Origin of the sequence: Burkholderia sp. BCC0097, assembly GCF_902832985.1 — a bacterium.
GTDB classification, from domain to species: Bacteria; Pseudomonadota; Gammaproteobacteria; order Burkholderiales; family Burkholderiaceae; genus Burkholderia; species Burkholderia orbicola.
This window is the reverse complement of sequence record NZ_CADFDM010000007.1, coordinates 286,031-310,142: the sequence shown is the minus strand read 5'-3', so window position 1 is coordinate 310,142 and position 24,112 is coordinate 286,031. Positions and strand designations below refer to the sequence as shown.

The 24,112-nt window shown below is 69.2% G+C and carries 22 protein-coding genes; 10 read left to right on the top strand and 12 right to left on the bottom strand.

The window, feature by feature from the left end; all coding sequences use genetic code 11:
- Window positions 1-37 precede the first annotated feature (37 nt).
- From dcd to apbC, 3 genes are all read right to left on the bottom strand, one after another.
- A complete protein-coding gene (gene dcd, locus HWX07_RS24610; protein WP_006398615.1) occupies window positions 38-607 on the bottom strand; it encodes a dCTP deaminase in 570 nt (189 codons plus the stop codon).
- Between the two features lie 113 nt (window positions 608-720).
- Complete coding sequence (gene sodC / locus HWX07_RS24605; protein ID WP_011545956.1) at window positions 721-1,257, bottom strand: superoxide dismutase [Cu-Zn]; 537 nt, start codon at window positions 1,255-1,257, stop codon at window positions 721-723.
- A 133-nt stretch (window positions 1,258-1,390) separates the two neighbouring features.
- Complete coding sequence (apbC, locus tag HWX07_RS24600; RefSeq protein WP_175877983.1) at window positions 1,391-2,482, bottom strand: iron-sulfur cluster carrier protein ApbC; 1,092 nt, start codon at window positions 2,480-2,482, stop codon at window positions 1,391-1,393.
- Window positions 2,483-2,834: 352 nt separating this feature from the next.
- On the opposite strand from apbC, the gene HWX07_RS24595 reads away from it, so the two are divergent.
- Together HWX07_RS24595 and metG are read left to right on the top strand one after the other, a co-directional pair.
- Window positions 2,835-3,482, top strand: coding sequence for an OmpA family protein (locus HWX07_RS24595; RefSeq protein WP_006478111.1), 648 nt, complete (start codon window positions 2,835-2,837; stop codon window positions 3,480-3,482).
- A 379-nt stretch (window positions 3,483-3,861) separates the two neighbouring features.
- Window positions 3,862-6,018, top strand: a complete 2,157-nt coding sequence (gene metG, locus HWX07_RS24590; RefSeq protein WP_175877982.1) for a methionine--tRNA ligase — start codon at window positions 3,862-3,864, stop codon at window positions 6,016-6,018.
- 94 nt (window positions 6,019-6,112) lie between these two features.
- Here the strand turns inward: metG and HWX07_RS24585 are convergent, their stop codons facing one another.
- Both HWX07_RS24585 and HWX07_RS24580 read right to left on the bottom strand, forming a co-directional pair.
- Window positions 6,113-10,156 (bottom strand): translocation/assembly module TamB domain-containing protein, encoded by a 4,044-nt coding sequence (locus HWX07_RS24585; protein ID WP_175877981.1) that lies wholly within the window; start codon window positions 10,154-10,156, stop codon window positions 6,113-6,115.
- 40 nt (window positions 10,157-10,196) lie between these two features.
- Window positions 10,197-12,011: an autotransporter assembly complex family protein gene (locus HWX07_RS24580; protein ID WP_175877980.1), complete on the bottom strand. Its 1,815-nt coding sequence runs from the start codon at window positions 12,009-12,011 to the stop codon at window positions 10,197-10,199.
- 249 nt (window positions 12,012-12,260) lie between these two features.
- On the opposite strand from HWX07_RS24580, the gene HWX07_RS24575 reads away from it, so the two are divergent.
- The 4 genes from HWX07_RS24575 (at window position 12,261) to panD (ending at window position 14,856) form a co-directional block, all read left to right on the top strand.
- Window positions 12,261-12,449, top strand: a complete 189-nt coding sequence (locus HWX07_RS24575) for a DUF3460 family protein (RefSeq protein WP_006484044.1) — start codon at window positions 12,261-12,263, stop codon at window positions 12,447-12,449.
- A gap of 4 nt (window positions 12,450-12,453) precedes the next feature.
- Window positions 12,454-13,326, top strand: a complete 873-nt coding sequence (locus HWX07_RS24570; protein ID WP_012329011.1) for a ScpA family protein — start codon at window positions 12,454-12,456, stop codon at window positions 13,324-13,326.
- A 260-nt stretch (window positions 13,327-13,586) separates the two neighbouring features.
- A complete protein-coding gene (gene panC, locus HWX07_RS24565; RefSeq protein ID WP_175877979.1) occupies window positions 13,587-14,426 on the top strand; it encodes a pantoate--beta-alanine ligase in 840 nt (279 codons plus the stop codon).
- Window positions 14,427-14,469: 43 nt separating this feature from the next.
- On the top strand, window positions 14,470-14,856 hold the full coding sequence (gene panD, locus HWX07_RS24560; RefSeq protein ID WP_011545962.1) for an aspartate 1-decarboxylase: 387 nt from the start codon (window positions 14,470-14,472) through the stop codon (window positions 14,854-14,856).
- 142 nt (window positions 14,857-14,998) lie between these two features.
- On the opposite strand, the gene HWX07_RS24555 is transcribed toward panD, so the two are convergent.
- The 4 genes from HWX07_RS24555 to HWX07_RS24540 all read right to left on the bottom strand — a co-directional run bounded on the left by HWX07_RS24555 (window position 14,999) and on the right by HWX07_RS24540 (window position 18,081).
- Window positions 14,999-15,658: a ParA family protein gene (locus tag HWX07_RS24555; protein ID WP_125381006.1), complete on the bottom strand. Its 660-nt coding sequence runs from the start codon at window positions 15,656-15,658 to the stop codon at window positions 14,999-15,001.
- 147 nt (window positions 15,659-15,805) lie between these two features.
- Complete coding sequence (locus HWX07_RS24550) at window positions 15,806-16,219, bottom strand: DoxX family protein (protein ID WP_175877978.1); 414 nt, start codon at window positions 16,217-16,219, stop codon at window positions 15,806-15,808.
- A 148-nt stretch (window positions 16,220-16,367) separates the two neighbouring features.
- Window positions 16,368-16,505: a hypothetical protein gene (locus HWX07_RS24545; RefSeq protein ID WP_175877977.1), complete on the bottom strand. Its 138-nt coding sequence runs from the start codon at window positions 16,503-16,505 to the stop codon at window positions 16,368-16,370.
- A 73-nt stretch (window positions 16,506-16,578) separates the two neighbouring features.
- A complete protein-coding gene (locus tag HWX07_RS24540; protein ID WP_175878160.1) occupies window positions 16,579-18,081 on the bottom strand; it encodes a cobyric acid synthase in 1,503 nt (500 codons plus the stop codon).
- A 74-nt stretch (window positions 18,082-18,155) separates the two neighbouring features.
- On the opposite strand from HWX07_RS24540, the gene cobU reads away from it, so the two are divergent.
- Genes cobU through HWX07_RS24520 form a run of 4 tightly spaced genes read left to right on the top strand, consistent with a single transcriptional unit; the run spans window position 18,156 to window position 21,571 of the window.
- Window positions 18,156-18,710 (top strand): bifunctional adenosylcobinamide kinase/adenosylcobinamide-phosphate guanylyltransferase, encoded by a 555-nt coding sequence (gene cobU, locus HWX07_RS24535; RefSeq protein ID WP_175877976.1) that lies wholly within the window; start codon window positions 18,156-18,158, stop codon window positions 18,708-18,710.
- Window positions 18,704-19,648: an adenosylcobinamide-phosphate synthase CbiB gene (gene cbiB, locus HWX07_RS24530; protein WP_175877975.1), complete on the top strand. Its 945-nt coding sequence runs from the start codon at window positions 18,704-18,706 to the stop codon at window positions 19,646-19,648. Before cobU ends, cbiB begins: the two co-directional genes overlap by 7 nt.
- On the top strand, window positions 19,641-20,657 hold the full coding sequence (cobD, locus tag HWX07_RS24525) for a threonine-phosphate decarboxylase CobD (RefSeq protein WP_175877974.1): 1,017 nt from the start codon (window positions 19,641-19,643) through the stop codon (window positions 20,655-20,657). The genes cbiB and cobD overlap by 8 nt, the downstream gene beginning before the upstream one ends.
- Window positions 20,654-21,571: a cobalamin-binding protein gene (locus HWX07_RS24520; protein WP_175877973.1), complete on the top strand. Its 918-nt coding sequence runs from the start codon at window positions 20,654-20,656 to the stop codon at window positions 21,569-21,571. Before cobD ends, HWX07_RS24520 begins: the two co-directional genes overlap by 4 nt.
- Window positions 21,572-21,682: 111 nt before the next feature.
- Here the strand turns inward: HWX07_RS24520 and cobC are convergent, their stop codons facing one another.
- Genes cobC through cobT form a run of 3 tightly spaced genes read right to left on the bottom strand, consistent with a single transcriptional unit; the run spans window position 21,683 to window position 24,073 of the window.
- Entirely contained in the window at window positions 21,683-22,267 is a 585-nt protein-coding gene (cobC, locus tag HWX07_RS24515; protein WP_175877972.1) for an alpha-ribazole phosphatase, read from the bottom strand.
- Window positions 22,252-23,004 (bottom strand): adenosylcobinamide-GDP ribazoletransferase, encoded by a 753-nt coding sequence (locus tag HWX07_RS24510; protein ID WP_175878159.1) that lies wholly within the window; start codon window positions 23,002-23,004, stop codon window positions 22,252-22,254. Before HWX07_RS24510 ends, cobC begins: the two co-directional genes overlap by 16 nt.
- 13 nt (window positions 23,005-23,017) lie before the next feature.
- The gene (cobT, locus tag HWX07_RS24505; protein ID WP_175877971.1) at window positions 23,018-24,073 is read right to left on the bottom strand and encodes a nicotinate-nucleotide--dimethylbenzimidazole phosphoribosyltransferase; all 1,056 of its coding nucleotides are present in this window, start codon (window positions 24,071-24,073) and stop codon (window positions 23,018-23,020) included.
- Window positions 24,074-24,112 lie beyond the last annotated feature (39 nt).

Genomic DNA, 24,112 nt, shown 5'->3' with positions numbered 1-24,112 from the left:
GGTCACCCGGAAACTGGTGAGACGTTATGCAACCAGATCAGGTTTTCGGCAGCGTGACACCGCGCTGCCCCTGATACTTGCCGCCGCGATCGGCGTACGACACGTCGCACACCTCGTCGCTTTCGAAGAAGAGCACCTGCGCGACGCCTTCGTTCGCGTAGATCTTCGCGGGCAACGGCGTGGTGTTCGAGAATTCCAGCGTGACGTAGCCTTCCCACTCGGGTTCGAACGGCGTCACGTTGACGATGATCCCGCAGCGCGCGTAGGTCGACTTGCCGAGGCAGACGGTGAGCACGGTGCGCGGAATGCGGAAATATTCGACGGTGCGGGCCAGCGCGAACGAGTTCGGCGGGATGATGCACACGTCGCCCTTGAAATCGACAAACGAACCCTCGTCGAAGTTCTTCGGATCGACGATCGTCGAGTTGATGTTCGTGAAGATCTTGAATTCGTCCGCGCAGCGGATGTCGTAGCCGTAGCTCGACGTGCCGTAGCTGACGATCCGGCGGCCGTCCTCGGACGCGCGGACCTGATCGGGCACGAACGGCTCGATCATCTTGTGCTCTTCGGCCATGCGCCGAATCCATTTGTCGGACTTGATGCTCATATCAGGGCGCCTGGAAACGCTGCGTGACGGTCAGGGGAGGGCCGCTCGCGCAAGGCGGCGGCCGGGAAAGGCGCACATTTTACGCGATCATCGACTCACGCACGTGGCGGCCGTCAACGGATCACGCCGCAGGCCAGCGCGGGCCCCGCGCCATGCTGCGGAAACGCCGGGTCGCTCGAGTCGCGGTGCACCAGCGCCGCGCGGTTCATCGCCGAGCGCACGCCATCGAGGGCCAGATCGGGCGCGACGATGAAGCCGGCCGCGACGCCGTTCGCATCCGCATGGATGTTGCCGAGATCGCCGGCGACGCGCGCGCCCGCGCGCAGGCGGTCGGCGGCCGGCGCGAACACCTGGCCGGCGCTCGAGCCGTCGCCCGCGTTGCAGTCGCCGCGCTCGTGCACCTGCAGCGCGTGATCGCTGTTCGGCGGCAGGCCGACCAGGTTGTAGGTGACCTGCACACCGTCCGGGCGTTCGACGAACGTCACCGCGCCGCGCGCCTGCGCGCCGACCGTCGGCTGCAGTTGTGCGTCGGCCCGTTTTTCGTGCGACGAGGAAAAGGAGGTACAGCCGGCCAGCAGGCCCAGCGCGGCGGCGGCCAGCAGCGCGCGCCGCGCGCGGCCGGCGCGCACGCCGTGATGTCGTTGTTTCATTCGATCCTCATGCCGGCTGGCGGCCGCTTGACACGACGGCCGCGCCGGGCGGGTAAAGGGACCCGGGAAAAGTCGCCATGATACCGCGCCTCGCGGCGCCGTAAACAGCGTGAGGCCCCGCCCCGCAAGGGTTTTACGTATTTTGAACAACGATCGACGGGAACTTCGACGTCATGTCGCGCGATCGCTCGGCAATCGCCAGCGCGACCCCGCGCGCGATGTCGCGGTAGCGACGCGCGAGCGCGCCGTCCGGCTCGGCCGCGACCGTCGGCGTGCCGCTGTCGGCCCGTTCGCGGATCGCTATATCGAGCGGCAGGCTGCCGAGCACGTTCACGTCGTAATCCTTCGCCATCCGTTCCGCCCCGCCGGCGCCGAAGACATGCTCCTCGTGGCCGCAGTTCGAGCAGATGTGGATGCTCATGTTCTCGACGATGCCGAGAATCGGGATCCCGACCTTCTCGAACATCTTCAGCCCCTTCTTCGCGTCGAGCAGCGCGATGTCCTGCGGCGTCGTGACGATCACCGCGCCTGTGACGGGCACGCGCTGCGCGAGCGTGAGCTGGATGTCGCCGGTGCCCGGCGGCATGTCGACGATCAGGTAGTCGAGCTCGCGCCAGTTGGTCTGACGCAGCAGCTGCTCGAGCGCAGACGTCGCCATCGGCCCGCGCCACACCATCGGGTTGTCTTCCTCGATCAGGAAGCCGATCGAGTTCGCCTGCAGCCCGTGGCCGACGAGCGGGTTCATCGACTGGTTGTCCGGCGACTCGGGACGCTGGCCGTGGATGCCGAGCATCGTCGGCAGCGACGGGCCGTAGATGTCGGCGTCGAGAATGCCGACCGACGCGCCTTCCGCGGCGAGCGCGAGCGCGAGGTTCACGGCGGTCGTGCTCTTGCCGACGCCCCCCTTGCCCGACGCGACCGCGACGATGTTCTTCACGTTCGGCAACAGCTTCACGCCGCGCTGCACCGTATGCGCGACGATCTCCTGCGACACGGCGACGCGGGCGTCGCGCACGCCCGGCACGGCCTGGAGCGCTGCGGCGACGCGTGCGCGCACGTCGTCGTGCTGGCTGCGCGCCGGATAACCGAGCACCACGTCGAGCGCCACGACATCGCCGTCGATCGCGACGTTGCGCACGCCCTTGTTCGCCGCGTACGGGCGGCCGGTATTGGGGTCGACGACTGCCGCCAGCGCGGCGTCGACTTGTGCCCGGTCAATGCTCATCAAAACTCCATGAAAACGTTTTTCTCGCGCGCAAACGTCAAAAAATATCAAATTACGCTGCGAAAATCGGGAAAAGTGAAAGAATCTGTTGCACGCCATTGCGCGAACGCGCGACCCGGCGCACTCTTCGCGTGCGGCATGCTATAGGGCCAAATCGGCCGCTCACCGCCTATATTGTAGAGGCTGACGCGTCGCGCTGCCCGAACAGCCACGCTGACGGACAGGGCATGCGACCGCCTCGGCGGCTGCCGCGCGCGCAGGCCGGCTCTCCTTTTTCGGACGGCCCGCGCAGGGAGCCATAACTGTTGTTTGTCGTCGTTGTCGACTCGTTCAACCAAGAGAGGAATCCAAGATGAACATGAAAATCGCGACTCGCCTGTCCGTCTTCGCACTCGCCGGCGCACTGCTGGCAGGCTGCGCCACGCAGCAAGGCAACAATACGGCCGTCGGTACCGGCACGGGTGCGGCGCTGGGCGCGGGGATCGGGGCACTGGCCGGTGGCGGCAAGGGCGCGGCGATCGGCGCGGGCGTCGGCGCACTGGTCGGTGGCGTGACGGGTTACAACTGGCAAGCGATCAAGAACAAGCTCGCGCCGTCGGCAGCGCAAACAGGCACGCAGGTCACCGAGCAGCCGGACGGCTCGCTGAAGCTGAACGTGCCGAGCTCGGTCACGTTCGCGACGAACCAGTACGCGATCACGCCGGCGTTCACGCCGCTGCTGAACGACCTCGCGACGACGCTGAACCAGAACCCGCAAGTGACGGCGTCGATCGTCGGCTACACGGACAGCACGGGCTCGCAGCAGCTGAACCAGACGCTGTCGCAGAACCGCGCGCAAAGCGTCGTGAACGCGCTCGTGCAGCGCGGCGTGAATGGCGGCCGTCTGTCGGCGCAAGGCATGGGCCCGTCGAACCCGATCGCGGACAACGCGACCGAAGCCGGCCGCGCACAGAACCGCCGCGTCGAGATCTACCTGCGCGCGCCGCAACAGCATCAGTAAGCGCGACCACGAGAGGAATCGTGCGGGCATCCTGCCCGCACAGCCCCGCCGGATAAGGCTTTCGGCGGAGCCGGTAACAAATCGAAAAAATTTTCGAACTTCTGTCGCAGGCCGTGGTCAGTATTTACGGTACGTGGCTGGTGTTGCCGGCGCGTCACCATTCTCCTCTTGTCGTTGTTGCTCCGGGGCCGTATCCGCCCCGGTTTTTTTTGCCTGCAGAATTCGTGCTGCGCCGCAACATCGCGCCACCGGGCACGCCCCCTGGGCGACCTCGTCCCTGCGGCCGGCCGGTCCGCGGCACCCGCCCGCCGCGCGAGCCCGCGCCCCTGCTAGAATCGCAGTTTCCCGTCGTTTTTCCCGCTGTTCTTCTCCAGACCCTATGTCCGCATCCGACCTCACTTCCGTGCAGGCTGCGGCGCCGCAAGGTAGCCGCCAGATCCTCGTTACGTCCGCACTGCCCTATGCCAACGGGCAGATCCACATCGGCCACCTGGTCGAGTACATCCAGACCGACATCTGGGTGCGGACGCTGCGAATGCATGGTCATGAGGTCTACTACATCGGCGCCGACGATACCCACGGCACGCCGATCATGCTGCGCGCGGAGAAGGAAGGCCTGACGCCGAAGCAGCTGATCGACCGCGTGTGGACCGAGCACAAGCGCGACTTCGACAGCTTCGGCGTGTCGTTCGACAATTTCTACTCGACCGATTCGGAAGAAAACCGTGTGCTGAGCGAGAACATCTATCTCGCGCTGCAGGAAGCCGGCCTGATCGCCGAACGCGAAATCGAGCAGGCTTACGACCCGGTCAAGGAAATGTTCCTGCCGGACCGCTTCATCAAGGGCGAGTGTCCGAAGTGTCACGCGAAGGACCAGTACGGCGACAGCTGCGAGGTGTGCGGCTCGACCTACCTGCCGACCGAACTGCTGAATCCGTATTCGGTCGTGTCGGGCGCGACGCCGGTGCGCAAGACCTCGAAGCACTACTTCTTCCGCCTGTCCGACCCGCGCTGCGAATCGTTCCTGCGCGAATGGGTGAGCGGCCTCGCGCAGCCCGAAGCGACCAACAAGATGCGCGAATGGCTCGGCGACGCCGGCGAATCCAAGCTCGCCGACTGGGACATCTCGCGCGACGCGCCGTACTTCGGCTTCGAGATCCCGGGCGCGCCCGGCAAGTATTTCTACGTGTGGCTCGACGCGCCGGTCGGCTACTACGCGAGCTTCAAGAACCTGTGCGAGCGCAACGGCATCGATTTCGATGCGTGGATCCGCCCGGGCTCGAAGGCCGAGCAGTACCACTTCATCGGCAAGGACATCCTGTACTTCCACACGCTGTTCTGGCCCGCGATGCTCGAGTTCTCGGGCCACCGCACGCCGACCAACGTGTTCGCGCACGGCTTCCTGACGGTCGACGGCGCGAAGATGTCGAAGTCGCGCGGCACGTTCATCACCGCGCAGAGCTACATCGACACCGGCCTGAACCCCGAGTGGCTGCGCTACTACTTCGCCGCGAAGCTGAACGCGACGATGGAAGACATCGACCTGAACCTCGACGACTTCCAGGCGCGCGTGAACAGCGATCTCGTCGGCAAGTACGTGAACATCGCGAGCCGCGCGGCCGGCTTCCTGATCAAGCGTTTCGATGGCCGCGTGCAGGACAGCGCGATGAATCATCCGCTCGTCGCGAAGCTGCGCGATGCGATTGCGCAGATCGCCGCGAGCTACGAAGCACGCGAGTACGGCCGCGCGCTGCGCCACACGATGGAGCTCGCGGACGAAGTGAACGCGTACGTGGACGGCGCGAAACCGTGGGATCTCGCAAAAGATCCGGCCAACGCGGTCGCGCTGCACGAAACCTGCAGCGTGAGCCTCGAGGCCTTCCGCCTGCTGTCGCTCGCGCTGAAGCCGGTGATGCCGCGCGTGGCCGAAGCGGTCGAGGCGTTCTTCGGGATCGCGCCGCTCGCGTGGGCCGACGCCGCGAAGCCGCTGTCGTCGGCGCAGCCGATCAAGGCGTACCAGCACCTGATGACGCGCGTCGATGCGAAGCAGATCGAAGCGCTGCTCGCCGCGAACCGCGATTCGCTGCAGGCCGAGGCAGCCGGCGCGGCTGCCTCGGGCGCCAACGCCGCGAAGGATGCGAAGAGCAACGCCAAGGCGAACGCGAAGCCGGCCATCGTGAACGGCGCCGACGACGCACCGATCTCGATCGACGATTTCGCGAAGATCGACCTGCGCATCGCGAAGATCGTCGCGTGCCAGGCCGTCGAAGGCTCGGACAAGCTGCTGCAGCTCACGCTCGACGTCGGCGAGGAAAAGACCCGCAACGTGTTCTCGGGCATCAAGTCCGCGTACCAGCCCGAGCAGCTCGTCGGCAAGCTGACGGTGATGGTCGCGAACCTCGCGCCGCGCAAGATGAAGTTCGGCCTGTCCGAAGGGATGGTGCTCGCCGCGTCGGCCACCGACGAGAAGGCGGAACCGGGCCTCTACATCCTCGAACCGCACAGCGGCGCGAAGCCGGGCATGCGTGTGAAGTAAGCCCAACGCGCAGTTGCTGCTTGCGCAAAAAAGCCCCGCACGAGTTACATCGTACGGGGCTTTTTTATTGCTGCCCGGTATGCCGCGCCGTTCGTCACCGCTGCCCGAACCAGCGGTCGAACCGCCGCGTGTAGTTCAGGTCGACGCCCTGGAACGTGCCGCCGTACGCGGACACCGACCAGAAGCGCGTCAGGTTGATGGTCGCCTTGAACGCGTTGGCCGCCGACTGCAGCCCCTGCTCGAAGCCGAGCACGAACCGCTCGTTGATCGCCTTCGACACCAGCACGACCTGCGGATCGGTCAGGCCGACTTCGCTGCGGCCGACCGACACCTCGTCGAGACCGAAGGTCTGCGCGACCCGCTTGCCGGTCACGCTGCCGAGCAGCCCGAGCGCCGCGGTCATCGCCCCCTGCTGGCCGACGTTGTTGCCCTGATCGGTGCCGTGCCCGAACAGCAGCCACGACAGCTTTTCGTTGTCCGTGACGTTCGGCTCCGACACGAGCTTGACCGTCGGCGACTGGATCGTGCCCGTCACCTGCACGCCGGCCTCGACCTCCTGATTGCGCCGCATCGCGAGGATGTTGACGCCTGGGTTCGACACGGGGCCGTTGAACGTGAAGAAGCCGTTCTCGATCGCGAGCTTGCGGCCAAACGTCGTGTACGTCGAACCCTCGGTCACGCGCACGTTGCCGACCGCGCGCAGCGGCACGCCCGGCGCGCTCATCACGGTGATCGTGCCGCGCAACCCGAGATCCGCGCCGTGGCCCTTGAAGCGGAAGTTGTTGCCGAGCCCGACGTCGATGTTCGCGCGCGGCGCCAGCGACGGCGCGGGCTTGTTGTCGACCGGCTTCGGCTTCGCGGCCGCGGTGCCGGTGGGCGTCTCGCCGCGCACCGTGCCGTCCGGCTGCACGATCACGACGTCGTCGGACAGGTGCGGCGCCGATTGCTCGGGCAGATCGAACAGCGCGCGGTCGACCACGAACTTGCCGTCGATCGACAGCGCGCCGCGCGGCCCGTCGTTCGCGACCGTGGCCTTGCCCGACAGCGACAGCTTGCGGTCCGGCGCCGCGAACAGTTCGAGCTTGTCCGCGACGATGCTGGCGGTCAGGTCCGGCGCCTCGCCGTCGAGCCGCACGCGTCCGAGCGCGCGCAGCGTGCCGTCGCCGCCGTGAAATTCGACCTGCTGGAATTCGACGAGGTTATCCGACAGCTTCACGCGCACGATGCCGTCCTTCAACTGCACGCCCTGGTCGATCAGCGTCGCGGACAGCTCGTCGCCCGTCAGCGTCCCCGACAGGTTCGGTTTCACCGGCGTGCCGGACACCGTCAGCTTCAGCGCCGCGCGCCCGCCGAGCAGGTAGCTCGGCCCGAACAGGTTGCCGGTGGTCTTCAGCGCCGGAATGTCGGCGTCGATGCGGCCCGCCAGGGGACCGTCGTCGACGATGCCGAACACGCCGTCGCGCAGCGCGAACGGTACCGTGACGTTCGCGTCGAGCGTGCCGATCCGGCTCGCCTTCGCGAGTGCCGTCACGTTGAGCCGGTTGCCGGGCGCGAAGCTCGCGCGTGCGGACAGATCGGTCAGGCCGAGCGAGGCGATGCCGCGCCCGGTCTCGATCGTCACGTCGCCGCCGCGGCGCTTCACCTGCACGTAGCCCGTCGCGTTCGCGCCGAGCGCGAAATCCCAGTCGGCATCGAGCACGACGTCGGTCCGCACCGGCGGCCGCTGGCCGGTCAGCTCCTGACGCACCTCGAGGAAACGCGCGACCGATGCGCCGCTCACCGAACCGGCCGAGCGCATCTGGCCGTGATCGAACACGAACGATTTCAGGTCGATCGCCGCACCTTCGAGCGTGAGCCGCGTCGCGCCGAGCGTCACGCGGTCGGCGCCGGCCGATATCGTCAGCGGCGCCTGCAGCGCGAGCGCCGGCGTGCCGCGATTCGCGAGCCGCGTGACGGTGCCGTCCCAGCGCATGCCGTCACGGTTCTCGACCACGCCGCCGTTCGCCGCGAGCGTCAGGTCGATCACGCGGCCGCCGGCCACCCCGAGCGCCGACGCGTCGAGCGTGTGCTTCGCGCGCGTGCCGTCGAGGTTCGCGCGCAACGATTTCAGCTGGAACGAACCGAGCGCGATGTCGGACGCGTCGGCCGTGAACACGAGCGCGCCGTGCGCGCCATCGCGAATGTCCGCGCGGCCCTGGGCGGTGCCGATCCGGTTCGAGCCGACGACGACGTGCTCGGCCTTGTAGGTCGCCGTCACGTTCGGATGCGCGAAGCTGCCGGTCAGGTCGCCTTGCGCCTGCACGAGCCCCTGGACGCCGAAGCCGAGCCGGTCGAGCTGGGGCGCGTCGACGACGAAGCGCAGCCGGTCGCCGGGCGCGCCGAAGCTGCCGCGCAGATCGACGTGGTTGCCGGCGATCGACAGGTTCGCGTTGCTCGGCAGGATTCGCGAGCCGGCGAGCTGCACGACGCCGGCGCCGGTCAGCGGCACGCCGTCGTACAGGCTGTCGGCGAGCTTGAAGGTCGCCTTCGTCGACACCTGCGGCGCGAACGCGCCCGACGCGGTCAGCGTGCCCGACACGCGCGTCTCGCCGCGCTTGGCCGGGGCCTTGGCTGCCTTCGCGGGCGCCTTGCCGCCGCCCGCCTTCGGCGCGCTCATCGCGGCGAGCAGCAGCGGATCGAACGCGGTGAGCGTCGCCTTCGCGTCATAGGTCGAATGCGCGTCGTGGCGGAACACGCCCGTCAGGTCGATACGCCCCTTGCCCGCCGTCACGCGCGTGTCGGTCAGCACGGTCTGCTGCTTCGTCAGCGCGACCTTGGCGCGCGCGCCGAGCGCGAGCTTCGGGTCGTTCAGGTTGAAATCGACGGTCGTCACGTCGCCCGCGAGCGTGACGCCAAGCGGGCCGCCGAGGCGCATCGGCCGCAACTCGGCGACGAACGCGTTCAGGTCGAGGTTCGCGACCTTCAGGTCGAAACGGCCCTTGCCGCCCGTGAGCGTGCCGCCACCGGTCACGCTGCCGTCGCGGATCAGCTTCAGCGCGAGGCCGTCGATCCGCTGCGCGTGCGCGTCGAGATGCACGGTCGCATGCGCGTCGATCACCGGCAGCAGATGGTCGCCGAGCGTGCCGGGCTTCGCGTTGACGATCGATACCGGGCCCGTCACCGCGAACCCCTTCGCGGGCGCCGAGCCCGCAGGCGCGCTCACCGGTGCGAGTTCCGCGCGCACCGCCAGATCGGCCGCGGGCGCGCCGGGCGACAACGCTTGCGGGTTCACGTGGTCGAACGCGAGCGACGCGCGCGTGAGCGGCACCGCGCCGAACGGCGCGGCCTCGACGTGCGCGCGCCCGTTCAGCTTCATCCCGCTCGCGTCGACGTCGGCGACGAGCGCCTCGAGCGAACCCGACACACGGGCCCGCGCGTCGACCGGCTCGTCCGACAGCTTGCCCGCGTAGGTCGCTTCACCGGTCAGCGCGAACGGCTTCACGCCGTCGAGCTTGGCGCGCGCGGTCAGCGCGCCGTACGGCGTATCGACGCCGTCGAGCACGAGCTCATGGTGACGGCCGTCGCTGCGGCCGTTCAGCGCGAGATGGTCGAGCTGCGTCGTCGACGTGCCTTCGTGAATGGCGAGGCGATCGACGCGCAGGTCGTCGATACGCACCTGCAGCGGCAGGCTCAGGTCCTGCGGCGTCGTGCCCGGCGTCGACGGCCCCGGCGCGATCCGCACGTCGATCGTGCCCGCGCGCAGATAGGCGATGGACAGCCGCCACGGCGCGCGGGTCAATGCCCAGCGGCCGTCGAGCCGGTCGATGCGCACCTCGGTGCCGGTGCCGTCGGGGCTGGTCCACGCGAACCCGCGCAGGCGCACGCCGGTCGCGAGCGAGCCGCCTTCGAGCGTGCCCGCGAGCCGCGTGCCGAGCACCTTGCCGGCCGCCTGCCACGCGAGCCGCGTCCCGCGCTCGGTCGTCACCGCGCCCAGCACGAGCCCCGCCGCCAGCACGACGAGCAGTACGACCGTCGCGAGCGTCCACGCGACGACGCGCCACGCGCGGCCGCGACGCGGCGCGCGCGGCGGCGTGCCGGGCGCGCCGTCGGGCGAATCCGGATCGTGAGGCGGCGGCGTGTCGTTCGGGTCCTTCGTCATGCGGTTCGTCGAGCGGGTCGTCGTCAATAGGGCGGCAGGTTCAGAAAGCGATGCCGAGCGTCAGGTACGGGCGCACGCTGTGGTTGCGCAAGCCGTACGCGACGTCGACGTTGATCGGGCCGACCGGGCTGCGCCAGCGCGCACCGACGCCCACGCCCGGGTAGAACACGCGCTCGCCCCACGCATCGGTCGCGGTGCCGATGTCGAAGAACGTCGCGGCGCCCCAGTCGCGGTTGAACCAGTGCTGGTATTCGGCCGTCCCCGTCATCAGGTACTTGGTCGGCAAAACGGAGCCGTCGACGCTGTTGCCGATGCTCTGGTAACCGTAGCCGCGCACCGAGTTCGAGCCGCCGGCGCGAAACAGCAGCGACGCCGGCACGCCGGTCGAACTGCCGCTCGTAAACACGCCGCCGAGCTCCGCGCGGAACACGAACAGGTCGCGCTTGCCGATCGGCAAATACTGCTGCCCGCGCGCGTAGCCGCGAATGAAGCTCTCGTCGGCCAGCACGTGCTTGACCGCGAAGCCGGCCTCCGCGTGAATCAGGTTGCCCGAGCGCGGGAACAGCGGATCGTCGACGTTGCGGCGGGTCCACGCCCACTGCGGCACCAGCGCGCGGCTCGTGGTCGGCCCCGCGCCGTTCTGGTCGAGCCGGTCCTGGTAGTACATCAGCGAATACGCATAGTCGATGAACTGGCCGGTGCGCGTACGCTGCACGCCGACCCGCGCGCTGTAGATGCGCGTGTCCGACACGTTGGTGTTCGTGTACGACGCGAGCACGCTGTTGGTCCAGCCCTTCTCGCCCGGCGGCATCGACAGCTGGACCTGCCCGTACTGCTGGATCTGGTCGACCCGGCCCGACACGGTCAGCGGCCACGCGGCGCCGAACGTGTCGAGATACGTATAGGAACCCTGCACGTGCGGCCCGGTATCGGTCGCGAAGCCGACGCCGCCGCGGATGTTGTTGTACGGGAATTCGCTGACCTTCACGTGCACGGGCGTGCGCTCGGGCTTCGACGTATCGTCGCCGACGTCGATCGCGACGCTCGCGTAATACGGCGTGTTCTGCAACTGACGCTGCAATTCGGCGATCCGCTGCACGTCGTAGATCTCGCCTTCCGACAGCGGATTGACGTTCGTGACGATCTTTTCCGGATAACGGCGCACGCCGTCGACATCAACCTTGCCGATCGTGAACGTCGGGCCGCTGTCGAACGCGACCGCGAGCGTCGCACGCTGCGTGCGCGGGTCGATGCGCGCCTCGGACGACGCGATCTTCGCGCCGAGATAGCGGCGCGACTGCAACTGCCGGAGCGCCGCGCCCTTTGCGTCGTCCCAGTCGGATTGCGTGAACGGATCGCCCGGCTTCATCGAGAACGCGAAGCGGGTCGCGGTTTCCTGCTTCGGGTCCTCGGTCTCGACGGGCCCCTTGAACGTCAGGTCGACCGTCGACACGACGGTCTGCTTGCCCGGATCGACCGCGATGCGCACGTCGCGCTTGCCGTCGCGGGTGCGCACGTCGGTACGCACGACCGGCGAGAAATAGCCGGCCGTCGCGGTCAAATCGCGCACCTGCTGCGGCGTGGCGGTCACGAGGAAGTCGAACTGGTCGTCGCTGATGTCGTCGCGCTTCGCGAAGCGGGCAATATCGAGATGTGTCTTCAGGAGCTTGCGGATCGAGCGCGGCGCGTCGATGTCGACGTCGTACTTCGCATGGGCCGGCAGCGCGAAGCACGCCGCCAGGCAACCCGCGAGGGCCGCCCGCGCGACGCGGGCCGCGGCGCCGGCGCGATCGCGTGCCGCGCGCGGGCCCGCGTGATGCGCCGTATGTGCTTGCTGGTTCGACTGCCCCGCCAAATATGACCTCGCCGTCCTAGATGGTTACGGTTTCGTGGAAAACCCTGTATTTGACCACAGGGCGCCGGCGTCACAGCCAAACGATTGTGAAAGAGTGCCAAGGCCCAGGAAGGGCCGCCGCGCGGTATCCGCCGGTAGCGACCCGCGGATTCGACGCGCGATTGGCGCCGGCTGTTCCCCGTGATGCGGTAAAATCCCGCCATCGAGAATCCGGCGCACCGTGCGCCGCCCGAAACGGAAGATCCAGCCATGCCGTACCAGTCCGACGTCACGCAGTTCCTGAACCAGCTCAAGCAGCAGAAGCCGACGCTCGAGGAAGAGCAACGCAAGGGCCGTTCCCTGCTGTGGGACAAGCAGCCGATCGATCTCGAAGAGCGCGCCGAGCAGCAGGAATCGCGCGTGAAGCAAACGCCGTACGTCTACTACCAGAACTTCTGACGACGTGAGCGCCGCCGACGAGGCCAGCGCCGCCCGGCAGGACGACGCGATCGCCGCGCCCGCGGGCGCCGATTCGACGCCCGACACGGTCGACGGTGTCGCGGCGTTCGCTCGCCTGTACGGCGAGCCGCTCTTCAAGCTGCCGCAGGATCTGTACATCCCGCCCGACGCGCTCGAGGTGTTCCTCGAGACGTTCGAAGGCCCGCTCGACCTGCTGCTGTACCTGATCCGCAAGCAGAACTTCAACGTGCTCGACATCCCGATGGCGCAGGTCACCGCGCAATATCTGGGCTACGTCGACCAGATCCGCACGTCGAACCTCGAGCTCGCGGCCGAGTACCTGCTGATGGCCGCGATGCTGATCGAGATCAAGTCGCGGATGCTGCTGCCGGTCAAGAAGGCCGACACCGGCGAGGAAGCCGAGGATCCGCGCGCCGAACTCGTGCGCCGGCTGCTCGAATACGAGCAGATGAAGCTCGCCGCGCAGCGGCTCGACCAGTTGCCGCAGCTTGGCCGCGATTTCCTGCGCGCCGAGGTGTACATCGAGCAAAGCGTCACGCCGCGCTTTCCCGACGTGAATTCGGACGACCTGCGCGCCGCGTGGGCCGACGTGCTCAAGCGTGCGAAGCTCGTGCAGCACCACAAGATCTCCCGTGAGGAGCTGTCGGTGCGCGAACACATGAGCCTGATCCTGCGCCGGCTGCAGAACGCGCGCTTCATGGAGTTCGCCGACCTGTTCGATACGTCGCGCGGCGTGCCGGTCGTCGTCGTGAATTTCATCGCGATGCTCGAACTCGCGCGCGAGTCGCTGCTCGAAATCACGCAGGCCGAACCGTTCGCGCCGATCTACGTGCGTCTCGCGTACCTGCCCGCGTAAGGGCCGGCCCCGCCGCTTCCCGTTCTCCGGTTCATCCCGACGCTCGCCGCTTCGCCGCGGCGGACGGCCGTCCGGCGGGTGTCCGCCACGTCCCGATATAAAGTGAACGATCGTTCTTTTATCGATGCGTCGCACGGCCAAATCCTCTACAATCCGCCGACGCCCGATGCGCCGCCCGCGCGCCGGCGTTCTCCGCTTCGACCCCGATGCCGCTGCCGCGGCGTCAACGCGCGCCTGCGCGAGGAACCCGCTACCCGATCATGAAAGTCATCAGCTCGATCCAGGAACTGCGCGACCAGCTGCGCGGACAGAACCGCACGGCGTTCGTGCCGACGATGGGCAACCTGCACGAAGGGCACCTGTCGCTGATGCGCCTCGCGCGCCAGCACGGCGACCCGGTCGTGGCGAGCATCTTCGTCAACCGGCTGCAGTTCGGCCCGAACGAGGATTTCGACAAGTACCCGCGCACGCTCCAGGACGATATCGAGAAGCTGCAGCAGGACAACGTATACGTGCTGTTCGCGCCGACCGAGCGCGACATGTACCCTGAGCCGCAGGAGTATCGCGTGCTGCCGCCGGACGATCTCGGCGGGATTCTCGAAGGCGAGTTCCGGCCCGGCTTCTTCGCCGGCGTGTGCACGGTCGTCACGAAGCTGATGTCCTGCGTGCAACCGCGCGTCGCCGTGTTCGGCAAGAAGGATTACCAGCAGCTGATGATCGTGCGCCGGATGTGCCAGCAGCTCGCGCTGCCGGTCGACATCATCGCCGCCGAAACCGTGCGCGACGAGGACGGCCTCGCGCTGTCGTCGCGCAACCGCTACCTGACGACCGACGAGCGCAAGGAAGCCCCCGAACTGGCGAAAACGCTGCAGCGCGTGCGCGACAGCGTGCTCGGCGGCGAACGCGACCTCGGCAAGCTCGAGCAGCAGGCGCACACGCACCTGGCCGAACGCGGCTGGGTGCCCGACTACATCGCGATCCGCCGCCGCGCGAACCTGATCGCGCCGAGCGCCGCCGAACTCGAGGCCGGCGAGCCGCTCGTCGTGCTCGCGGCCGCGAAACTCGGCGCGACGCGCCTCATCGACAACCTGGAAATCTGACGGGCGGCCGCCCGCGCCTCTCACGACGCATCACGGAGACACCATGCAGCGCCACATGCTCAAATCGAAGATCCACCGTGCGGCGGTCACGCACTGCGAACTGCACTACGAAGGTTCGTGCGCGATCGACGAAGACCTGCTCGAAGCGGCGGGCCTCATCGAGAACGAACGGATCGACATCTGGAACATCAACAACGGCGAGCGCTTCTCGACGTACGCGATCAAGGGCGAGCGCGGCAGCGGGATGATCTCGCTGAACGGCTCGGCCGCGCGCCGCGCGCAGCTCGGCGACCTCGTGATCATCGCGGCGTTCGCGATGGTCGACGAAGCCGAACTGCAGGCCGGCTGGAAGCCGAAGCTCGTGTTCATCGACGACGGCAACAAGATCAAGGGCCACCGCGATCACGTGCCGACGCAAAACTGGACGTAAGCCGAGCGGCACGCCCGGGTGCCGTGGCGCGGGCCACCCGCGGGGCACCGCTGGCCGCCGAAGGGCCGGACACCGTATACCACGGTATCCGGCCCTTTCTCATTGGGTATCGCGCCGGCAAGACGGCCGGATGGCCGGCCGCTCAGGAGGCCTTGGCGGCCTTCTCGGCCTTCGGCACGCGGCGCTCGGCCCATTCGACGATCGGCCGCCACTGCTCCAGATCCTTCTCGACCCGGCTTTTCGCGACGTCCCACAGCGTCAGGCCGTGCGCGGCGATCTGCACATAGTTCTGCGTGTCGCGCACGTAGCCGAGCACCGGCAGGCCGAGCCCCTCGACGAACCGGTGCAACTGGTCGGACGAGCGCGTGCGCGCGTCGACCCGCATCCCGACGATCCCGACCTCGACGCTGCCCTTGCGCACGGCCTTCTCGCCGGCGAGGCGCTCCAGAAACTGCTGGGTCGCGAGAATATCGAACATCGACGGCTGCAGCGGCACGATCACCTTGTCGGCCAGTTGCAGCGCGACGTTGAGCCGCGTGCCGTGCAGGCCGGCCGGCGTATCGATCACCGCATATTCCAGCCCGCGCGGCGGCTTCGACGGCGCCTCCGGATCGAGATCCCACGCCTCGATCGCCGGCAAGCCGGCCGGCCGCAGGTCGAGCCACGCATGCGCGGACTGCTGCCGGTCCAGGTCGGCCAGCGCGACCCATGCGCCCTGCGCCGCGAAATAGCCGGCTAGATTGGTGGACAGCGTGCTCTTGCCCACGCCGCCCTTCGGATTCGCCACCACGATGACCGTCATGAATTCCCCCGAAAAAGCCGCGCGGCGCCGGCCGCATGGCAGGCGCCGCTCGATTGCGGATACAGGGAGCGATGATATCGGCAAACGGGGGGTCACCGGAACCGGTGGTGTGGAACCACGCACCACTTTCGTCTGCTTTCCTTCACGTTAAGCGCGCTGGACCGCGGCCTCCCGCGCGCCGAGCGCGAACGCGCCGCCGCCCAGCAGGGCCTGCACGGCCAGCGTGACGGCCCAGAACGCCGGATATTCCCAGCCGCCGTGCGGCGACGCGAAGCTCCAGCCGTTCGGCAGATGCGCGGCGACCGCGCCGAGCATGAACGGCAGCAGCACCAGCGCGGCGATGCGCACGCGGAACCCCACGAGCAGCGCCAGGCCGCCCGCCAGTTCGACGAACGTGGTCAGGTAGGCGAGCCAGCCCGGCAGGCCGATCGACGCGAAGAACTGCGCGGTGCCGGGCAGCGTGAAGACAAAGACCTTCTGTGCGACGTGCGCGAGGTACAGCACGCCGAGGGCGACGCGCAGCAGCGTCGCGGCGAAATCGTTCAGGCGGTTGGCGTTCATGACGGATTCCTTCGTGAGTGGATGGGAGTGGATCGCACTCTATTCGAATCGATTCAGCCGATAAACACGCCATGTCGCTTAAATTGATTCCATAAAGGAACGAATCGACGTAAAAAAAGGGCATGACCGATCATGCCCTGCATCCCGCTCAGTAACCGCTCTTGCCTTGCGTGGCGTCGCCGCCGGACTGGCCGCCGCCCGGCACATACGAATCGCACGCATGCGCCACCGCCGACACGCCCAGCAGCGCCGCGAGCAGTACGCCCCACCACCATCGAGCCCTCATCGTCGCCCTCCTTCGGGCGGACCTCCGCCCTCCTCTGTTGTACGCGATCGAGCGGAAAAAGCGAGGGCCGGCCTCAACGAAACTCGGCGTACAGCGCGTCGAGGTCGAGGTGCTCGGCGAACGTATCGGCCAGCCGCTCTAGCGACGCCTCGCGCAGCGCCGGGTAGTCGACGCGGGCCGCGCCGTCGAGCCCCGCCCACGCGAGCAGCGCCGCGCAGGCGTCGGGCGCGTCGAACAGCCCGTGCACGTAGGTCGCGAGAATCTGGCCGTCGGCCGACAGCGCGCCGTCGGGACGCACGCCCTCCCGCGCGGCATCGGCGGCCAGCATCAGCGCGGGCGCCGCGAGCGCCGGCCCGCGCGTGTCGCCCATGTGGATCTCGTAGCCGCGCACGGCGGCCGCGCACGGCAGCGCGAGTTGCCCGGTCACGTTCTTCAGCGTCTTGTCGGGTTGCAGCGTCGTGTCGAAATCGAGCAGCCCGAGCCCCGGCACGCTGCCGGGCGCGCCTTCGAGGCCGAGCGGATCGTCGAGCGTGCGGCCGAGCATCTGCATGCCGCCGCAGATGCCGATCACCTTGCCGCCGTAGCGCAGATGGCGCCGGATCAGCGCGTCCCAGCCCGCATCGCGCAGCCACGCGAGGTCGCGCTGCACGCTCTTCGAACCGGGCAGGATCAGCAGATCGGCGTCGGGTACGGGGCCGCTCTTCCAGTACGTGAAGTCGACCTGCGGATGCGCGCGCAGCGGATCGAAATCGGTGTGGTTGCTGATGCGCGGCAGCGCGGGCACGACGATGCGCAGCACGCCGGCGTCGCCGCGGGCGGCGGCGCTACGCGCCTGCGCGGGCAGCATGTCCTCCGCGTCGAGCAGCAGCCCGTGCAGATACGGCAGCACGCCGAACACCGGCTTGCCCGTCTGCGCGCGCAGCCAGTCGAGCCCCGGTTCGAGCAGCTTGAGGTCGCCGCGAAAGCGATTGATCACGAAGCCGCGCACGCGCGCGCGTTCGCTGTCCGACAGGCAGGCGAGCGTGCCGACCAGATGCGCGAACACGCCGCCGCGATCGATGTCGGCGACGAGCACGACCGGGCAGTCGACGCGCTCGGCAAAGCCCATGTTCGCGATGTCGCCTTCGCGCAAGTTGATCTCGGCCGGGCTGCCTGCGCCCTCGACGATCACCGTGTCGTACCCGGCGCGCAGGCGCGCATACGACTCGAGCACCGCATCGAACGCGACCGGCTTGTAGTCGTGATACGCCCGCGCATCGAGGTTCATGCGCGCCTTGCCGTGAATGATCACCTGCGCGCCGCGGTCGCTCGTCGGCTTCAGCAGCACCGGATTGAAATCCGTATGCGGCGCGACGCCGGCGGCCAGCGCCTGCAACGCCTGTGCGCGGCCGATCTCGCCGCCGTCTACCGTCACCGCGCTGTTGAGCGCCATGTTCTGCGGCTTGAACGGCGCCACGCGCGCGCCGCCGCGGCGCGCGAGGCGGCACAGGCCCGCGACGAGCGTGCTCTTGCCCGCGTCGGACGTCGTGCCCTGGATCATCAGCGTGCCGCGCGGCCGCGGCTCGGGTGCATTCATCGTGTGAAAGATGTCGCGAAGCAAAGGCGGCATTATCGCCCGCGGCGGGCCGCCCGCGCCGTTACAATCACGCGATGATTCCGCACGACCTCACCTTCGTCCTCGGCGGCGCGCGCTCGGGCAAGAGCGCGCATGCCGAGCGGCTCGCCGCCGACAGCGGCCGCCCCGTCACCTACATCGCGACCGCGACCGCCGCCGATGCCGAATTCGCGCAGCGCATCGCGCATCACCGCGCGCGCCGGCCGGCCGACTGGGGGTTCGCCGACGCGAGCGTCGATCTCGCGGGCACGCTCGCGCGGCTCGACGACCCGAACGCGTGCCTGCTCGTCGACTGCCTGACGCTGTGGCTCACGAACCTGCTGTGCCCCGCCGACGGCGAACCGCTCGACGATGCGCAGTACGCGGCGCAGGTCGAGCGGCTCGAACATGCGCTGCGCGACGCACGCGCGAAGGTGATCGTCGTCAGCAACGAGATCGGGCTCGGCGTCGTGCCGCTCGGGTCGGTCACGCGCCGCTACGTCGACGAGCTCGGGCGCCTGAACCAGCGCGTCGCCGCGCTCGCGACACGCGTCACGCTGCTGGTTGCCGGGCTGCCGCTCGACCTCAAGGCGGGCGCGCCGTCATGCTGATGCTGTCGCTGCCCGTCGTCGCGATGCTCGCGGTCGCGGCCGCGATCGTCGACCGCGCCATCGGCGAGCCGGCCGGCTGGCATCCGCTCGTCGCGTTCGGCCGCTTCGCCGCACGCATCGAAGCCGCGCTGAACACGGGCCGGCGCGGCCGCGTGATCGGCATCGCCGCGTGGCTCGCGGCGGTCGTGCCGCCGGTGGCCGTCGCGGCATGGCTCGTCGCCGCGCTGCCCTGGCCGTTCGCCGCTGCGCTGCACGTCGCGCTGCTGTGGTTCGCGCTCGGCGCGAAGAGCCTCGCCGAGCACGTCGCGCCGATCGCCGCCGCGCTGCTGCGGCGCGACCTCGACGCGGCGCGCGTGCTGACCGCGCGCATCGTGTCGCGCGACACGAGCCAGGCGGACGAAGGGGCGCTGTCGCGCGCGGCCGTCGAATCGGCGCTCGAGAACGGCAACGACGCGATCTTCGGCGCGCTCTTCTGGTTCGTCGTCGCGGGCGGCCCCGGCGCGCTGCTGTTCCGGCTCGCGAACACGCTCGACGCGATGTGGGGCTACCGCACGCCGCGCTTCCTGACCTTCGGCTGGGCCGCCGCACGCATCGACGACGCGCTGAACTGGATTCCCGCGCGCCTCACCGCCGCGAGCTACGCGCTGCTCGGCGACACGGCCGCCGCGTGGCGCTGCTGGCGCACGCAGGCGCGCCACTGGGATAGCCCGAACGCGGGCCCCGTGATGGCCGCGGGCGCCGGCAGCCTGAACGTGCAGCTCGGCGGTCCCGCCGTCTATCACGGCGAAATCGAGGATCGCCCGGTGCTCGGCACCGGGGCCACGGCCACCGCCCTTCACATCGTCGCCGCGCTGTCGCTCGTCACGCGCACGCTCGCGCTGTGGCTCGCGTTGCTGGTCGCGAGCGGCGCACTCGTCATGGCCACCCATCATGTCTGATTCATCCATCGCGCACGGCGGCAACCTGCATGAAGCCGCCCGCCGCCACGGCATTCCGTACGACGCGTGGCTCGACCTGTCGACCGGCATCAATCCGGTCGGCTACCCGGTGCCGCCCGTGCCGGCCGATGCATGGCGCCGGCTGCCCGACGACGGCGACGGTCTCGCGGCCTGCGCCGCGCAGTACTACCACGCGCCCGATGCCGCGCACGTGCTGCCGGTCGCCGGCAGCCAGGCCGCGATCCGCGCGTTGCCGGCATTGCTGCCGGCCGGCGACGCCGGGGTCGCGGCGCTCGCGTATGGCGAATACGCGCCCGCGTTCGCGCGTCACGGGCATCGCGTCGTCGCGCTCGACATTCGCGCCGATACGGTGCCCGCGACGCTGCGCCACGTCATCGTCGGGAATCCGAATAATCCGACGGCCGAGTGCGTGCCGACCGAACGCCTGCTCGGCTGGCATGCGCAACTGGCGGCACGCGGCGGCACGCTGATCGTCGACGAAGCGTTCGCCGATACGGGCGCCGCGCCATCGCTCGCGCCGCAGGTCGATCGTCCGGGGCTCGTCGTGCTGCGCTCGGTCGGCAAGTTCTTCGGGCTTGCCGGCATTCGCGCGGGCTTCGTGCTCACGCATCCCGCGCTGATCGCCGCGCTGCGCGACACGCTCGGCGCGTGGACGGTCGGCGGCCCCGCGCGCCACGCGGTCGCCGCGGCGTTCGCCGATCGCGCATGGCAAGCTGCCGCCCGTGAGCGGCTCGCGGCCGACGGCGAACGATTGGCCGCGCTGCTGCGTGCGCACGGCTTCGCGGTTCGCGCGACGCCGCTCTTCAGTTGGAGCGACGACCCGCGCGCCGCGGCGCTGCATGCGGCGCTTGCAACGCACGGGATCTGGACGCGGCACTTCCCGGCGCCGTCGAGCGTACGCATCGGCCTGCCGGCGAGCGAAGCCGAATGGCAGCGCCTCGGCGACGCGCTCGCGCATTGCGTGCCGCTGCTGAAGGCATCCGCATGAGCCCGCGCGTGTTCAGCCGACTCGCGCCGGCCGCGCTGCTGGCCGCACTTGCTCACGCACCGCTCGTCCACGCCGACGTCACGACCCGCGACGACGCCGGCAACACGGTCACGTTACCCGCGCCTGCCCAGCGCGTAATCAGCCTCGCGCCGCACGCGACCGAGCTCGTCTATGCGGCCGGCGGCGGCACGAAGCTCGTCGGCACCGTCACGTACAGCGACTATCCGGCCGCCGCGCAAGCGGTGCCGCGCGTGGGCGACAACAAGGCGCTCGATCTCGAACGCATCGCCGCGCTGAAGCCCGACCTGATTGTCGTGTGGCGGCACGGCAACGCCGAGCGGCAAACCGACGCGCTGCGCGCGCTGCACATTCCGCTGTTCTTCAGCGAACCGCAGCATCTCGACGACGTGTCGTCGTCGTTGCGCCGGCTCGGCACGCTGCTCGGCACGCAACCGACTGCCGATGCCGCCGCGGCCGCCTTTACGCGGGACATCGCGGCACTGCGCGCACGCTACGCGGCACGCCCGCCCGTCACGATGTTCTTCCAGGTGTGGGACCGCCCGCTGACGACGCTCAACGGCACGCACCTGATCAACGAAGTATTCGAGCTCTGCGGCGGCCGCAACGTGTTCGCGTCGCTCAAGCCGCTCGCGCCGACCGTGACCGACGAGGCCGTGCTCGCGGCGAATCCGGAAGCGATCGTGACGACGAGTGCCGGCGCGACCCGTTCGAACGAACCGCTGCCGAGCCTCGCGCGCTGGCGTGCATGGCCCGCGCTGACGGCCGTGGCGCGCAACAACCTGTTCGCGATCGACGGCGATCTGCTGACGCGGCCGTCGCCACGCATCGCGCAGGGCGCGGCCGCGCTGTGCGAGGATCTGGATGCCGCGCGTGCGCGGCGGCCGGTGCGCTGATTTCCGGTGCGGCGGCTCGCGCGTTCATCGCGCATCGATGCCGGATGCGTCCGGTGCCCGAGCGCGGATCGATCCGTGTGCCGCGCCGTTCACCTTCAGACGCAAGTGCACCTATGCGTCCCAGTGCACGACTTCCCATGTGCGCGTGTCGTCGTCCGTGCGCAGCCACACGACCCCGCCCGTCGGCACCGGCCGCGACAGCAGCGTATCGAGCGGCACGCGCAACACATGCGACGCGAATGCGCGGACCACGCCCGCATGCGTGACGACCCATTGCGGCCCGTCAAACGCCGCAAGCGCATCGGCCTGCCGTGCGACCCGCGCGACGAATCGCGCGACGCTTTCTCCGCCGTGCGCGCACGCATGCATCAGGTCGGCCGCCCATGCATCGAGCGCCGCGCGGTCGATATCGTCCCAGCGCTGCATTTCCCACGCACCGAAATCCATTTCCTGCCAGTCGGCATCGCGCCGCAGCGGCACGTCGAAAGCCCGCGCGAGCCGTTCGGCAATCGATGCGCAGCGCGTCAGCGGGCTCGTCCAGACCTGCTCGGGCGACGGCGCACCGAGTTCCGCCAGATGCACACGCGAGGCCTGCGCACCACCATCGGCCGATTCGGCGAGCGGCACGTCGCTGCGCCCGTAGCAGACGCCCGGATCGATGCCGACGGCCGGATGACGGATCAGGACGACGTCCATCCGAGCACCACCAGATAGATCGTCAGTTCGCCCAGTTGCTGCGTGAAGCCGAGACAGTCTCCCGTATAACCGCCGATCCGCTTCACGAAATAGCGGGCCAGGCATGCGCGCACGAGCACGAGCGCCACGCATGCGGCAACGCCCATGCGCCAGTCCGGCCAGAACAGCCACGGCAATCCGAACACCGCCGCGACGCACGCCGCGCGTGCGCGCATCCGTTGCGCAACCGGCTTCGCCTTGCCTTCGGGCCGCACGTAATCGAGCGACATCAGCAGGCTCACGGCCATCGCGCGGCTCGCCGCATGCGCGGCGATCATCGTCCATGCGGCGCGCAACGGCGGCATCGACGTCAGCGCCTGCCATTTCAGGCCGAGCGCGATCACGAGCGCGACCGCGCCGAACGTGCCGATCCGCGAATCGTGCATGATGCGCAGCACGTCGTCGCGCGTGTAGCCGCCGCCGAACGCGTCGCAACTGTCGGCGAGGCCGTCTTCGTGGAAGGCGCCGGTCGCGAGCAGCGTCGCGGCCATCGACAGCCCGACCGCGATCGACGGCGGCAGCGCGCGCAGCGCGACGAGATAGACGAGCGCGCCCCACGCGCCCACGCACGCGCCGACGAGCGGGAAATAGCGCGCGGCCTGGTCGAGATCGCCGGCCGCGTAGCCGATCGAGCGCGGCACGGGCACGCGCGTGAAATAGCCGAGCGCGACGAAGAAGTAGCGCAGTTCGGCCCGCATGCCGCGCGCGCGCTCAGGCGTCACGATTGTCGACGCCGGCGGACTCGAAGCTCGCCATCTCGCTGAGGAACGCGGCCGCCGCGCGCACCAGCGGCAGCGCGAGCGCGGCGCCCGTGCCTTCGCCAAGCCGCAGGTCGAGCGCGAGCAGCGGTTTCGCGCCGAAATGCTCGAGCATGCGCCGGTGCCCGGCCTCGTGCGACGTATGCGAGAACACGCAGTAGTCGCGCACGCCGGGCGCGATGCGCTCGGCGACGAGCAGCGCGGCGGTCGCGATGAAACCGTCGACGAGGATGGTCATCCGCTCGCTCGCGGCCGCAAGGTACGCGCCCGTCATCATCGCGATCTCGAAGCCGCCGAACGTCGCGAGCACGTCGAGCGGCGCGATCGCATGCGAGTGCTTGACGAGCGCGCGGCCGAGCACCGCGCGCTTGTGCGCGAGGCCCTGATCGTCGAGGCCCGTGCCGCGGCCGACACAGGCGTCGATCGGCACGTCGAGCAGACGGCTCATCAGGCAGGCGGCCGACGACGTGTTCGCGATCCCCATCTCGCCGAAACCGATCACGTTCGTGCCGAGCGACGCGTGCAGGCGTACCCGCGCCGCGCCGGCGGCCAGCGCCGTCATCGCTTCGTCACGCGTCATCGCCGGCTCCGTCGCGAAGTTGCGCGTGCCGCGCGCGACCGGGAGCGACACCAGCCGGTCCGACAGCGGCAGCGGCGACGCGACGCCCGCATCGACGATCTCGAGCGTGCTCTGCGCGACACCCGAAAACGCGTTGATCGCCGCACCGCCGGCCAGGAAGTTCGCGACCATCTGCGCAGTCACCGCCTGCGGATAAGGACTGACGCCCTCGGCCGCGATTCCGTGATCGCCCGCGAACACGATCGTCACGGGACGCCGCACGGCCGGCCGCTCGCTTAGCTGGATCAGGCCGATCTGCAGCGCGAGCGCTTCGAGCTGGCCGAGGCTGCCCGGTGGCTTGGTCTTGTGATCGATCACATGTTGCAGGCGCTTGCGCAGCGCGTCGTCGAGCGGCGCGATCGCGGGCGGGAATGGGATGGGAGTCGTCATCGAGGAGCCGTGTCGTGGGCGCGGCAGGCGCCGCGCATC

Bases quoted from the DNA above. Each gene is read 5' to 3' on its own strand.
- dcd (WP_006398615.1), bottom strand. From the start codon at position 607: ATGAGCATCAAGTCCGACAAATGGATTCGGCGCATGGCCGAAGAGCAC.
- sodC (WP_011545956.1), bottom strand. From the start codon at position 1,257: ATGAAACAACGACATCACGGCGTGCGCGCCGGCCGCGCGCGGCGCGCG.
- apbC (WP_175877983.1), bottom strand. From the start codon at position 2,482: ATGAGCATTGACCGGGCACAAGTCGACGCCGCGCTGGCGGCAGTCGTC.
- HWX07_RS24595 (WP_006478111.1), top strand. From the start codon at position 2,835: ATGAACATGAAAATCGCGACTCGCCTGTCCGTCTTCGCACTCGCCGGC.
- metG (WP_175877982.1), top strand. From the start codon at position 3,862: ATGTCCGCATCCGACCTCACTTCCGTGCAGGCTGCGGCGCCGCAAGGT.
- HWX07_RS24585 (WP_175877981.1), bottom strand. From the start codon at position 10,156: ATGACGAAGGACCCGAACGACACGCCGCCGCCTCACGATCCGGATTCG.
- HWX07_RS24575 (WP_006484044.1), top strand. From the start codon at position 12,261: ATGCCGTACCAGTCCGACGTCACGCAGTTCCTGAACCAGCTCAAGCAG.
- panC (WP_175877979.1), top strand. From the start codon at position 13,587: ATGAAAGTCATCAGCTCGATCCAGGAACTGCGCGACCAGCTGCGCGGA.
- panD (WP_011545962.1), top strand. From the start codon at position 14,470: ATGCAGCGCCACATGCTCAAATCGAAGATCCACCGTGCGGCGGTCACG.
- HWX07_RS24555 (WP_125381006.1), bottom strand. From the start codon at position 15,658: ATGACGGTCATCGTGGTGGCGAATCCGAAGGGCGGCGTGGGCAAGAGC.
- HWX07_RS24550 (WP_175877978.1), bottom strand. From the start codon at position 16,219: ATGAACGCCAACCGCCTGAACGATTTCGCCGCGACGCTGCTGCGCGTC.
- HWX07_RS24545 (WP_175877977.1), bottom strand. From the start codon at position 16,505: ATGAGGGCTCGATGGTGGTGGGGCGTACTGCTCGCGGCGCTGCTGGGC.
- HWX07_RS24540 (WP_175878160.1), bottom strand. From the start codon at position 18,081: ATGAATGCACCCGAGCCGCGGCCGCGCGGCACGCTGATGATCCAGGGC.
- cobU (WP_175877976.1), top strand. From the start codon at position 18,156: ATGATTCCGCACGACCTCACCTTCGTCCTCGGCGGCGCGCGCTCGGGC.
- cbiB (WP_175877975.1), top strand. From the start codon at position 18,704: ATGCTGATGCTGTCGCTGCCCGTCGTCGCGATGCTCGCGGTCGCGGCC.
- cobD (WP_175877974.1), top strand. From the start codon at position 19,641: ATGTCTGATTCATCCATCGCGCACGGCGGCAACCTGCATGAAGCCGCC.
- HWX07_RS24520 (WP_175877973.1), top strand. From the start codon at position 20,654: ATGAGCCCGCGCGTGTTCAGCCGACTCGCGCCGGCCGCGCTGCTGGCC.
- cobC (WP_175877972.1), bottom strand. From the start codon at position 22,267: ATGGACGTCGTCCTGATCCGTCATCCGGCCGTCGGCATCGATCCGGGC.
- HWX07_RS24510 (WP_175878159.1), bottom strand. From the start codon at position 23,004: ATGCGGGCCGAACTGCGCTACTTCTTCGTCGCGCTCGGCTATTTCACG.
- cobT (WP_175877971.1), bottom strand. From the start codon at position 24,073: ATGACGACTCCCATCCCATTCCCGCCCGCGATCGCGCCGCTCGACGAC.